This is a genomic window from Acidovorax sp. FG48 (genome assembly GCF_057809085.1).
This window is the reverse complement of the sequence record NZ_JBMDJH010000020.1, coordinates 42,047-53,788: the sequence shown is the minus strand read 5'-3', so window position 1 is coordinate 53,788 and position 11,742 is coordinate 42,047. Positions and strand designations below refer to the sequence as shown.

The 11,742-nt window shown below is 64.6% G+C and carries 14 protein-coding genes; 5 read left to right on the top strand and 9 right to left on the bottom strand.

Translation table 11 applies throughout. The features are described from left to right. Positions 1-190: 190 nt before the first annotated feature. Positions 191-610 carry a hypothetical protein gene (locus tag ACODSU_RS21180; protein WP_121942520.1) on the top strand — a complete coding sequence of 140 codons (420 nt, stop codon included), beginning with the start codon at positions 191-193 and terminating at the stop codon, positions 608-610. A 102-nt stretch (positions 611-712) separates the two neighbouring features. Beyond that, entirely contained in the window at positions 713-1,588 is an 876-nt protein-coding gene (locus ACODSU_RS21175) for a hypothetical protein (protein ID WP_488844566.1), read from the top strand. Between the two features lie 155 nt (positions 1,589-1,743). Here the strand turns inward: ACODSU_RS21175 and ACODSU_RS21170 are convergent, their stop codons facing one another. The 4 genes from ACODSU_RS21170 to ACODSU_RS21155 all read right to left on the bottom strand — a co-directional run bounded on the left by ACODSU_RS21170 (position 1,744) and on the right by ACODSU_RS21155 (position 5,016). After that, positions 1,744-2,628 carry an alpha/beta hydrolase gene (locus ACODSU_RS21170; protein ID WP_488844564.1) on the bottom strand — a complete coding sequence of 295 codons (885 nt, stop codon included), beginning with the start codon at positions 2,626-2,628 and terminating at the stop codon, positions 1,744-1,746. 71 nt (positions 2,629-2,699) lie between these two features. Continuing rightward, positions 2,700-3,500 (bottom strand): alpha/beta fold hydrolase, encoded by an 801-nt coding sequence (locus ACODSU_RS21165; protein WP_488844562.1) that lies wholly within the window; start codon positions 3,498-3,500, stop codon positions 2,700-2,702. A 174-nt stretch (positions 3,501-3,674) separates the two neighbouring features. Next, entirely contained in the window at positions 3,675-4,100 is a 426-nt protein-coding gene (locus tag ACODSU_RS21160; RefSeq protein ID WP_488844560.1) for a hypothetical protein, read from the bottom strand. A gap of 217 nt (positions 4,101-4,317) precedes the next feature. Continuing rightward, positions 4,318-5,016, bottom strand: a complete 699-nt coding sequence (locus ACODSU_RS21155) for a class I SAM-dependent methyltransferase (protein ID WP_488844559.1) — start codon at positions 5,014-5,016, stop codon at positions 4,318-4,320. 127 nt (positions 5,017-5,143) lie between these two features. On the opposite strand from ACODSU_RS21155, the gene ACODSU_RS21150 reads away from it, so the two are divergent. From ACODSU_RS21150 to ACODSU_RS21140, 3 genes are all read left to right on the top strand, one after another. Beyond that, on the top strand, positions 5,144-6,025 hold the full coding sequence (locus ACODSU_RS21150; RefSeq protein WP_488844557.1) for a LysR family transcriptional regulator: 882 nt from the start codon (positions 5,144-5,146) through the stop codon (positions 6,023-6,025). Positions 6,026-6,147: 122 nt separating this feature from the next. Continuing rightward, entirely contained in the window at positions 6,148-6,396 is a 249-nt protein-coding gene (locus ACODSU_RS21145) for a DUF2805 domain-containing protein (RefSeq protein ID WP_488844555.1), read from the top strand. 140 nt (positions 6,397-6,536) lie between these two features. Then, a complete protein-coding gene (locus ACODSU_RS21140; protein ID WP_488844553.1) occupies positions 6,537-6,704 on the top strand; it encodes a hypothetical protein in 168 nt (55 codons plus the stop codon). A 43-nt stretch (positions 6,705-6,747) separates the two neighbouring features. Here the strand turns inward: ACODSU_RS21140 and ACODSU_RS21135 are convergent, their stop codons facing one another. The 5 genes from ACODSU_RS21135 to ACODSU_RS21115 all read right to left on the bottom strand — a co-directional run bounded on the left by ACODSU_RS21135 (position 6,748) and on the right by ACODSU_RS21115 (position 11,741). Then, positions 6,748-7,788 carry a phosphotransferase enzyme family protein gene (locus tag ACODSU_RS21135; protein WP_488844551.1) on the bottom strand — a complete coding sequence of 347 codons (1,041 nt, stop codon included), beginning with the start codon at positions 7,786-7,788 and terminating at the stop codon, positions 6,748-6,750. A 134-nt stretch (positions 7,789-7,922) separates the two neighbouring features. After that, positions 7,923-8,660, bottom strand: coding sequence for an SDR family NAD(P)-dependent oxidoreductase (locus ACODSU_RS21130; RefSeq protein WP_488844549.1), 738 nt, complete (start codon positions 8,658-8,660; stop codon positions 7,923-7,925). 47 nt (positions 8,661-8,707) lie between these two features. Next, entirely contained in the window at positions 8,708-10,258 is a 1,551-nt protein-coding gene (locus ACODSU_RS21125; RefSeq protein WP_488844547.1) for a cryptochrome/photolyase family protein, read from the bottom strand. After that, entirely contained in the window at positions 10,255-11,571 is a 1,317-nt protein-coding gene (locus tag ACODSU_RS21120) for a DASH family cryptochrome (RefSeq protein ID WP_488844545.1), read from the bottom strand. The genes ACODSU_RS21125 and ACODSU_RS21120 overlap by 4 nt, the downstream gene beginning before the upstream one ends. Continuing rightward, complete coding sequence (locus tag ACODSU_RS21115; RefSeq protein ID WP_488844543.1) at positions 11,568-11,741, bottom strand: DUF2256 domain-containing protein; 174 nt, start codon at positions 11,739-11,741, stop codon at positions 11,568-11,570. The genes ACODSU_RS21120 and ACODSU_RS21115 overlap by 4 nt, the downstream gene beginning before the upstream one ends. Position 11,742: the final 1 nt, after the last annotated feature.

The window sequence follows — 11,742 nt, the reverse complement described above, 5'->3', positions numbered from 1 at the left end:
GTTCAGATTTCTGCGTACTGGCTGCATGTCAGCTACCACCGGCAGTCATTGCCACTCAACAACCTTACGTTGTTGGCTAACGAGGGATACGCCCATTTGCGATAGGGTATAAAGATGGTTAAAACGTGGTTCATTTATGTGTCTGCCATAATCTACGTCCCATCTCCTCAACCTCATCGACAAGGCAATCATGGAAGCAAACGCAGCCCGCCAAGACTCTGGCCAGTCTGGATTTGGTCTGTTCGACACCGTGCCTGATGACCTTTTGCAGTTCGGCCACGGGGCGACTTTCGACGCTAAAAAGGCTGCCCAGTTTTTGTCCCTAAAGAAGGCTGACGTAGGCCGGATTGCAGCTGTCGCAGAGTCCTCCGTCCGCTGGGATAGCAACATCCCAGAGGCAGTTCTGGTTCGGATGGAAGAGATAGCCTCAACTATCAATCTGGTTGCAAGGCAGTTTTCAGGGGATCCCGAGAAAACAGTTGCTTGGTTTCGAGCCAGAAACCCCCTGCTGGGAGACGTATCGCCTCGCGACATGATTCGCCTGGGTCGGTACGATAGACTGCGCCGATTTATCATCCAAGCGATGACAAATCAGGTACAGGTCAAGTAATTGAAAGGGCGCAGCAGAAAGCCGGTCCCACCAGCACCCCGGGGTGCTGCCGCAGGCACGCCTCCAATCAAAGGAATTCTTGAGTTAGACCGCTTCAACGAAGTGTCTCTCGAACGCTGGAGCGAACTCTCAGCAGACCTGGATGAACTCCAGGACATTCTTTACTTCAATCTCGAGCCTGAGCGACGCCGTCGGCGCCCCGACCTGCTCGCGGCTTTGCAAGAAACGCCGCCTGAATCCTTGCAACTCGAGAACTGGGTCCGGATTGTTGACTACCAGTGGACCCTTCATCCGCTGTCGGCGGCCGGTAGCCTTACCAGCATTGGCGGGCGATTCAACGCCGGAACCGAGATCGACAGCCAGATTTTCAGTCCGTGGCCGTCTCTGTATTTAGCGTCCGATCACGCAACAGCGTATCGGGAGAAATTCCAAATAGAGGCGGGCCAGTTGGTCGAAGGATTAAGCCCGGAGGAATTGGCTCTTACCCCGGGCAAAAGCCACACCACCGTTGTCCTCAATGGCAAGCTTTCGCGCGTCTTCCCTCTGACGCCAACGACTCTCGGACCTGTGGCACGAATCCTCGGCAAGATAAAGATGCCAGACAGGGCTGAGCGGATCAAGAAGAAGCTGAAGTTCAATCCAAACGATCTGCGCATGATGACAACTGGAAAGCAACTCCACGACGCAGCTGCTCTTCACAATTGGCGTGTGCTCCCCGTTCAATTTGGCTTGCCCGCGCCAAGCCAAATCTTGTCTGAACTCATCAGGGCTGCAGATTTCGAAGCTATTGCGTACCAGTCCAGTAAGAGCGGGGGCAAGTGCCTGGCCATCTTCTTGGATCGCCTCGCGCCAGGGTCTTTCATTGAGCTGTCAGGCAATCCTCCTGCAGGTGCAATAGCGCGTCTCGATGAAACAACAGCTGAACAGCTGGCCGGCTGGGCTCAACTGGGCATCAAGCCTCCCCGAGTGTCTGAATAGAGGGGTCACGACCACTCGTCCGCGCCGCAATGTACACGGTGCACTCGACATGTCCGGTCACATGCGAGGCTACCACTCACCCAAAGAATCTGAGCAACCGCAATCAGTCGCGAAACATGCATTGACCAGCTCAACAACGCAACACCGAGCACCCACTACATCACCCCGGCACGCCCCCGCAGCCACCCCACAACATCCCCCATCACCTCATCCCGATTCGTCTCATTCAAGATTTCATGCCGCGCCGCCGGGTACAGCTTGACCGTCACATCGGCCACACCAGCATCCCGATACCGCTGCCCTAATTGCTCCAACATAACCCCACCCGCAGCCAGCGGGTCTGCGTCGCCGGATGCGATGAGGATGGGCAGGTCGTTGCGGATGCGCGCGAGTTGCGCGGGGTCGGCCAGCCGGGGCGCGGGGGCGAAGAGTGAAGGGATCACATCGGGTGGCACGTCCCAGCCGCACCACGGGTCGGCCACGTAGGCGTCCACCTCCGCAGCGTCGCGCGATAGCCATTCGTAGCCGGTGCGGTGCTCAAAGCCTGCGTTGAAGGCCGCGAGCCCTGCGGGCGCGTCTGCAGGGGCGTTGGCCATGGCGGCGGCGAACAGGTCGAGGGCGGTGGAGCCTGACAGGATGACGCCGGACCAGGTGGATGAATGGTCAATGATGGCCGCCTGCGCTGCGAACGAGCCCATGGAGTGGCCGAACAGGAACACGGGCAGTTGCGGCCCATGCTGCGCGCGCAGCAGTGCGCCGAACTGCGCCACGTCGGCAATGAGGCCGCTGAACCCTGCGCTGCCAAAGTCGCCCAGCTTGCCACCTGCCGTGCGCCCGTGGCCGCGATGGTCCACAGCGTGGACGATGAAGCCTGCGGCGTTGAGGGCCCGCGCAAAGCGGTCGTAGCGCTCGCCATGCTCGGCAAGGCCGTGGGAGATTTGAACGACGCCCACCGGTTGGCCCGGGGTTTGAGCCCAGGTGTAGGTGGTGACCTGGGTGCCGTCTGCGTTGGACTGGAAGGAGGAGGTGGTGGTGCTCATCGTTTCATTCTGGCACGGGGTTTGGTTGCCACGCCACGATGAAATTGCCACTGGCGTGGCCGCCTCCGCCTTCAGCGAAGCGCGCGGGCCGCCTGCAATGCTGCGCGAATTGCGCTGACCACGGCCTCGGGCTTCTCCAGCGGAATGCCGTGCCCGCTGTCCACCCACACCTGGGTGGAGCCGGGGTAGAGGTGTGCGAAGTCGGCGCGCTTTTGGCGCACGTCTTCGGCCAGCGCAGATGAAGCCCCAGGGGTTTGCAGTGCGCTGAGCACAAACACGGGCACCGATGGGTCCACCGGCAGGCTGGCAACGCGCTGCCCGGTGGCGTCCAGCGCTGCCAGCTCTTGTTTGACCACGTCAGAGGTGCCCAGGCGGAAGGCCACTTTCAGCCATGTCGGCCACAGGTCGGGGTTGCCAGCCCCCCGCATCTGCTCGGGGTGGGTGGAGTCCACCAACACCAGTGCCGCCACCTCTGCGGGGTATTGGCGCGCATACAACTGCATGTACAAGCCGCCCAGCGAGTGGCCGACCAGCACATAAGGCGGCGGTAGCTGGCGGGCCCTGAGCAAGGCCCGCAGCTCTTGCACTACCTGCGCACCTTCGCGCGGCTGGGAGGACGCATCGCTGCGGCCGTAGCCCGCGCGGTTGTAGGCCAGCGCGCGGGTTTCTGCCACGGTGTCGGGCCAGACCTTGGACCACCAGTCCAGCCGGGCGCCCAGCCCGTTCTCAAACACCACCACCGGGGTGCCCTGCCCCGCCTGCACGTATTCCACCGTGCGCCCGTCCACCGTGTCGGTGGTGGCGCCGGGCAAGCTTGCGCAACCGCTCAAGCAGACTGCCAGCAGCAAGCTGGCCCAGTGCCATCGGTTCATGGTCTCAAGTCCTTTGCATTCAGGTTCGTGGCCCGCAGGCCAAAGCAGCGCGGTGCCATTGAGAGCGGCTAACAAAACTCAGCGAAGCGGTTCTGGCAAGGCGCTGTGTCGCAGGCAGTACGAGCAGTACGACAAGACACAGCAACGACGCCAGAAGAGTTTTGTTGGCCGCTCTTAGCAGCGCCCTGCCGTGCGCAGCAGTGCATTGCATTCCTTGGCCGCACTGCGCCCCTGTGGCTGGGCGGCGGCTGCCGGTGCCTGGGCGCCGCCGTTGCCCGCGCCGCCCACCATGGCGGTGCAGATGGCGTCGGAGTGTGGCGTCTGGCCGAAGGTCATGGCCTTCTGAAAGCCCGTTACTCCGTACACGTAGCACCGGTAGCTGGCGCCGTCGCGGGTGTTGACGGTGTAGTTGATGCGGCCGCCGGTTTCCTCTTGCCGGTCGGTGATGGTGAACTGGCCTGCCGAGCGCCCAATGGCTTGCCCCGTGCGCTGCTCTAGGCCTGCCTGATCGAGGGTGGACGCGCAGCCGGTGAGGAATGCCACGGCTGCGACAAGGCCAGCGGCGGAGGTGAGAGACAGGGGGTGGTTGCGATGGTTCATGGTGTGAGTGGCAGTGATGGAAGGTGGTGGGTGAGCGAGCGAAGGCGTGTGGGCAACAAGGTGGGTGATGACGGCAGGGCCGCAGCAGGGCGAATGCCAGGGTGCCCTTCTGCAGTCCCTGGGGTGAACGCAGGGGACCGGTAGCGCATGCGTGGGCAAAGCTCCGCCCGGCGGCCTTGTAAAGCCGCCAGCCTGTGTTGAAAGGGGTGGGTAAAACTCAGCCCGGCTTGCGGGCCACGATGAAGGCGCGGATGTCCTTGCCGCGCGTGCCGTGCCGCTCGGTGCAGACGATTTGCAGGCCCTGCTGCACCATGGCCGAGCGCAGCCGCTTTTCGTCAAAGCACAGCACCGGCGGGGCCTTGCCAATGGCGCGCATCAGGGGCACGGCCAGGTAGGGAATCAGCGGGTTCATCTCGGCGACGCAGGCGGTCTTGGAGATCAGCAAACCACCCGGGCGCAGCACCTTCACCATCTGCCTGAGCGCGTCGTCCAGGTCGGTCATCAGGTGCAGTACGTTGAAGGCCAGCACTGCGTCATACACCTCGGGCCCCGGGGCCATGGCCTCGGCGTCGGCCACGGCAAAGCGCAAGGCGGGCAACGGCTGCGCGGCCAGCCGCTGGTGGGCGATGGCGATCATCTGCGACGACACATCGGTGGCCAGCAGGCTGCGGGTGAACGGCGCCAGGCGCAGCGCCGTGCTGCCGGTGCCGCAGCCAATCTCCAGCACGTCATGCTGGGGCGACAGCAGGCCCTGCACGCGCTGCAGCGTGGCCTCGTACCCAGCGAGGTCGGCAATGGGGTCAGTGGCGTACTTGGGCGCAATGCGGTCCCAGAACCGTGCCTTGGCGGACGCAGCCGGCGGGTTGGCGGCGGAGGGCAATGCGCGGGAGGCGGGAGCAATGGCAGAAGACGACATGGTGTGCAGACCGGGTGAAGTGCTGAAGCAGCGAAGTACAGAGGTGCAATGAGCAACACCCAAATGCTATCCATGCATTGAAGCGCAGGAAACTGCGATAAATTGCAGTGAAGATATACGTTTACGCATGGATAACCTCGACTGGAACCAACTCAAGGCTTTTTTGCAAACGGCGCAGACCGGCTCGCTGTCGGCCGCCGCACGCAAGCTGGGCCTGACCCAGCCCACCCTGAGCCGGCAGGTGGCCGCCATTGAGCAGCAGATGGGGGTGACCCTGTTTGAGCGCGTGGGCAAAGCCATGGTGCTCACGCCCACCGGGCTCGACCTGCTGGAACATGCCCGCGCCATGGGCACTGCCGCAGAGGCCCTGGGTCTGGCTGCCAGCGGGCGGTCGCAAGCGGTGGGGGGCGTGGTGTCGGTGTCGGCCACCGACGTAGTGGCGACGCACTTGCTGCCGCCCATCCTGCAACGCCTGCGGGCGCAGGCGCCCGGCATTGCCGTGGAGGTGATCCCGTCCAACGCGCTGAGCGACCTGCAACGCCGCGAGGCTGACATTGCCATCCGCCACGTGCAGCCCGAGCAGCCCGAGCTGATTGCCCGCCTGGTGCGCGAGGCCCGGGCCTGCTTTTACGCGTCGGAGAGCTGGGTGCAAGCCCACGGCCACCCGCGCAGCGCGGAGGACGCGGTGAATGCGGAGTTTGTGGGTTCAGACCGCGCTGGCCGGTACCTTGCCTATCTGCGTCACTACGGCTTGAACCTGAGCGAAGACAACTTCACCTGCTACGCCGACCACACCGTGACCCACTGGGCGCTGGTGCGCCAGGGCATGGGCATCGGCGCCATGATGGACGAGATCGCCCGCGAAACGCCGGGCATCGTCCGCGTCCTGGACGATGTGGCGCCGGTACGCTTTCCCGTCTGGCTGGTGTCGCACCGCGAGCTGCGCACATCGCGGCGGATTCGGGTGGTGTTTGAGGCGCTGGCAGAGGGGCTGGCGGTGGATCGCTGAACGCCCGTACCGAAGGTATGTGGAGGGCGAGCATGGCAAGGGTGAAGGGATGAAAGAGCCACCGTAGCGCAAGGTGAATGCAGGCGCACTACCCTCGCAACAACGCCAGCACCCCGATGAACATGACGACACCGCACGCCGTGAACCCGCCAAACGCCCAGCCACGCGCACCGCTCGATGCCGCCACCGTGGGCGAGATCATCCAGATGGCGCTGAGCGACCACGTGAGCTTTGCGCAGATCCGCGCCGTCCATGGTCTGCACCACGATGAAGTGAAGGTGCTGATGCGCACCCACCTGGCGCCGGGCAGCTACCGGGCGTGGCGCAAGCGGGTGAGAAAGTTTGGGGAGCGCCGGGAGAACTACAAGTAGGCGATGGAGCAAGCGCCGTTCCGCACCTTTTCAGCACGTGTTCAGCGCCCGTTCAGCCTGGCACTGGCAACATGGCGACAAGGGTCAAGGCGGCATCTGACCCCGACCCTTCTCCACCTCTAGCCGCTGCAGGAACCACCATGAACACCGCCCTCAAGAACTTTGTACTCCCTATCGCCCGGGCCGTCTCCGCCACGCTGTTTTTTGTGTTGAGCGTGGCTTTTGTCTCGGTGCCGTACAGCCTGGAGCAAGACCCCAGCGACGCGCAGCAGCTGACGCACCCCACAGCCCCACGCCACATGACCTGAGCCTGGGTGCCTGCGCAACCCACAGGGGGCCGGACAAGCCCCATCAAGCGGGCAAATCCAGGCGGGCCCAGGCGGCCATCACCTCTGGCTGCTTCTTGATCCAGTCGGCAGACATCATGTTGGCGCCCCAGTGGTGGATGCGCGCCACGCCCTCCCCCATGTTCCACAGGTGCCGCAACTGCACAAAAAGCGGCAAGGCGGCAAGGTCGGCATCGGTGACATGGCCGCCGCCTGCGCGGTAGCCAGCAAGGTACTGCTGCCAACGCTGGAGCAAGGCTTCGTCAGGCTCCATGGGGGCTTTGCGCGGCAGGTTCGACCACAGCCACACGCACAGGTCATAGGCCAGAAACCCAGGCCCGGCGTCATCAAAGTCGAAGAACGCGGCGCGGCGCACGCCCTCGGCATCGGTGTACACATGGTTGTTGAAGCCATGCGTGTCGCCGTGGCACATCACGCGGGTCAAGGTGCTTTCAACCTCCGCCAACTCGCCCAGAAGGCGATGGATCAGTTCGCGGTAGGCATCCAGCGCAGATGGGGCCAGCGCAGATGGGGCCAGCTCGGGATGGGCGGCAAGGTAGTCCAGCGTGCGGCCTGCCAGATGGTGGCCGTCCAGCACATAGCGGCTGGCGGGTCCGGTGTAGCTTTGCGCGGCGCTGTGAATCTGGGCGAGCGTTGCGCCCGTCAGGTACAGGTCTTCGGGCGTATCGGGTACGGCGCCTTCGCAGTGACGGAAGAGGACCAGCACACGAGGGCCCTCCGGGAACGACAGGGTCACGCTGGTCGTGCCGTTCGCAGCCAACACCGGAGAGGCCACACCCACGCCCTGCGCTTCCAGATGTGCCAGCAGTGCGACCTCAAAATCCACGTTGAACGGACCGCGCGGTCGGATGGCGCAGAGCCTTGCCACGTAACGGCTGCCGTCCGCTGTTCGCACAGCGTAGTTGTCATTGAGGTTTCGTCGGATCAGGTAGCACTGCTGCACGGGCAGGCCGTAGTGGCGCTTTACCCACTGCGCCACAGACGCGGCTGTGGCCGTGGTGTGGGAGGCGAACAGGACCGTGTCGGGCGATGGGGTTGGATGCATGCGGCATTCTGCATGCAAGCCATACGACGGGTGCCGACGGACAGTGGCATATGGCATGCCTTTGATCGAAAGGCCCGCCAGCGCTTACTGGTAATGCGGAAGCGATATCAAAACCATAGCACCGCACGCCATTCTTACCAGGGGAGTGGCGCGCCACTGTAGGCGTAGAAGCTGCCCGTCTCCTCGGGCGCGAGCCCATCCAGCACCCGCAGCATGTCGCTCGCTGCATCCGCCGCCGGGCGGCCTATTTCTGCGCCATTGAAAGGGGCCGACAAGGCCGAGTTGACGGTGCCCGGGTGCAGCGCCACCAGCACGGCCTGCGGGTGGGTGCGGGCCACTTCGATGGACGCCGTTTTGACCAGCATGTTGAGCGCGGCCTTGCTGGCGCGGTAGCTGTACCAGCCGCCCAGGCGGTTGTCGCCAATGCTGCCCACCTTGGCCGAGAGCACCGCCAGCAGGCCGCGCCCCTGCTTGGGCAGCAGCGGTGCAAAGTGGGCCAGCACCAGCGCTGGGCCGAAGGTGTTGGTGCGGAAGGTGGCTTCCATCTGCGCGTAGTTCAACTGGCCCAGGCGCTTTTCGGGCATGCCGTGGGGGCCGTGCAGCAGGCCTGCAGCGTGGATGATGCAATGCCACGGGCCCTGGGCCTTGAGCTGCTGGGCGGCGGTGGCAATGGTGGCTTCATCGTCCAAGTCCACCGCCGGATGGGTGTGGCGGCCCAGGCCCACGGCCAGGGCGCAGCGCGGATCAGCCTGCAGGTGGGCGAGGAAGGCACTGCCGATGGCGCCGGTGGCGCCGATGACGATGGCGCGGTAGCCATCAGGCAGCGATTGCAAAGAAGTGAACGGCGTTGCGGCGGGTTGTGCTTGAGACATGGCGCGGTCCTGGGGTGAGGGTCTCGTGGTGTGGTTCGGCAAGCGGGCTACAGCGCATCCAGCCGCGTGCGCAGGCTGGCCGCATGCTCGCGCAGTGCATCCAGTTGCGGGCCCTGCATTTTTTGCAACTGGCGGTACACCATGCCTAGGCGAAAGTTGTTGCCCAGCGTGCCTTCGTTGCGTGCGAAGAAGTCCCAGTACAGCGCGTTATAAGGGCAGGCCCGTTCACCCACTTTTTGCTTCTTGTCGTAGTGACAGCCGCTGCAGTAGTCGCTCATGCGATCGATGTAGGAAGCGCTGCTCACATAGGGTTTGGTAGCGAGCAGGCCGCCGTCGGCAAACTGGCTCATGCCCACGGTGTTGGGCACTTCCACCCATTCAAAGGCGTCGATGTACACGCCCAGGTACCAGCGGTGCACGGCAGCGGGGTCGAGCCCCGCCAGCAGCGCAAAGTTGCCGATGACCATGAGGCGCTGGATGTGGTGGGCATACGCATGCTCCAGCGACTGACCCACGGCGTGCTGCAGGCAGCGCATGCGGGTTTGGCCCGTCCAGAACCAATCAGGCAGCGGCGTGTGGTGGCCCAGGGCGTTGCGCTCGTCGTAGCCGGGCATGTGGGCCCAGTAGATGCCGCGCACATATTCGCGCCAGCCGAGGATCTGGCGGACAAAGCCCTCCACCGCAGGCAGGGGCGCGGTGCCCGCGTGGTACGCAGCCTGGGCGCGTTGCACCACCTCGTGCGGGCGGAGCATTTTGGTGTTGAGCGCGAAGGACAGCAGCGAGTGAAAGAGCCGCGCGCTCTTGGTGCTCATGGCGTCTTCATACGCGCCAAAGTCGGGCAACGTGGTGGTGATGAAGTGGTCAAGCCAAGCCAAAGCCTCGGACCGGTTCAGCGGCCAGCGCAGCGCATGGGCCTGCGGGTTGCCAAAGCTTTGCACGCCTGCGGCCTGGATGGTGGCCCACAGGGCGCTGAGGTCGTGCGTGGGGCGGGCGTCGGGGGGCAGCGCGGGCGTACCGGGCCAGGGCTTGCGGTTGTCGTGGTCGTAGTTCCATTGGCCGCCTTCGGGCTCTCCGGCTTCATCGATCAGCACGCTGTGGCGGTGCCGCATGCGGCGGTAGAAGTGCTCCATGAGCCACTGCTTGCGGCCCTTGAACACCTCGGCCATTTCGGTGCGGGAGGTGTAGAAGTGCTCGCTGCTGACGGCATGCACCGTAAAGGCTTGCTGTTCACCCCAGGTGCGCAGTTGCTCGTCCAGCCGCCATTCGTCGGGGTGCTGGTATTGCAGCGTGTGCGCACCGTAGTGGGCCATGAGGGCGGCCAGGTTGTCGGGGATGGACTGGCGGTTGCTGGCATCGTCAATGGCCACATAGCGCACGCGGTGCCCGGCCTCGCGCAGGTGGCGCGCCAGGTCGCGCATGGCGGCAAAGATGGCGAGGATTTTTTGCGCGTGGTGCAGCACGTAGTCGGTCTCTTGCCGCACTTCCATCAGCACGTAGACCACGCCGTCGTCCTGCGTGGCAAACCATGAATGCTCGGGGTTGAGCTGGTCACCCAGCAGCAGGCGCAACGTATGAGTGCGGGGTTGCTGCGTGCTCATGCCGTGCCCCACATGCGGCGGTAGCTGCCATCGGCATCATGGTCTTGCGCCTGCTTGATGGGGTTGAAGCGGCGGCCGCCGCGCGGGTCGGTGCCACGCCCGGCAATGTAGAGCCAGTTGGCCTGGTTGCTGTACACGTCGTAGTCCACCAGTTGCGATTCAAACCACGCGGCGCCCCCGCGCCAGTCGCTGTGCAGGTCGTAGATGAGGTAGCTGGCAACCACCTGGCGCAGGCGGTTGCTGAGGTAGCCGGTGGCAGCCAGCTCGCGCATGGCGGCATCGACCAGGGGCTGGCCGGTATCGCCCCGACACCAGCGCTCAAAGCCGCGCGGGTTGTGCGGGGCGGGCGGCAGTTCTGACAGACCGCGCGCCCGGTACAGCGCCGCGCCGTATTGCAAGTGCAGCAGCCGAAAGTAGTCGCGCCACAGCAACTCAAACCACAGCCAGTAGGTGCCATTGTTGGCACCGTGGTCGCGCTCAAAGGCTTTCAGGTCGGCATCAATCTGGCGCGGAGATAGCGCACCCGTGGCCAGCCAGGGCGAGAACTTGCTGGAGTAGTCCAGCCCCGTGAGTCCATTGCGTGTGTCCTTGTAGCTGTGGGGCAGCTTGCGGGCCAGATACTGGGCCAGGTGGCCTAGTGCGGCGACCTCGCTGCCATCGCAGCCAGGCGTGCCGTATGGGAAGGATGAGCGGGCATCGCTGCCCTGCGGCGGCGCGGGTAGCTGGATGGCTTCGGCGCCCTGCTCTGCACCCACCGCCTGCAAAACAGACACGGGTACGTCAGGTGGCGGAAGCAGCCGGGCGGGTGCAGGCAATGGCACGGCGGGGGTGATGCCTGCGCGCTCCACCTTTTGGCGGAAGGTGGTGAACACGCCGGGCAACTGGTTTACCGGCCATGGCATGCGCGCCGGTGGCAGCAGGCTGCTGTGCCACACGGTGCGCACCTGCAGGCCAGCAGCGCGCAGCGCGGCCACCTCGGCCTGCTCGTAGGGGGCGGCAATGTCTTCGCACACCACGGTGGTGGCACCCACAGCCTGGGCCAGTTGCGGCAAGGCGGTGGCGGGCGGGGCTTGGCAGATGAGCAGCGGGTTGCCCAGTGCGCTCATTTGCCTTTGCAGCCCGCGCAGTGCGGCGGAGGTGAAGGCCCGGCGGTGCGCGCCTACACGGGCAAAGCCCCAGGGTGTGGGTTCATCCGGCGCGGGCAGGCATACCACGGGCAGCAGGTGCGTGGCACCGCTGATGAGGGCTGCACGCAGCGCTGGTTGGTCGTGCAGGCGCAGGTCGTTACGAAACCAGAACAGCACGGTGCTCATGCTGCGCCCTCCCCTGAAGACTTGTCAGTGCGCTTGCGTTCGCTGCGGCAGCGGTCGGAGCAGTACTTCACCTCGTCCCAAACCTTCTCCCACTTCTTGCGCCAGGTAAAAGGCAGGCCGCAGTGTTGGCAGGTCTTTTGCGGCAGGTCGGATTTTTTGCGCATGCGCATG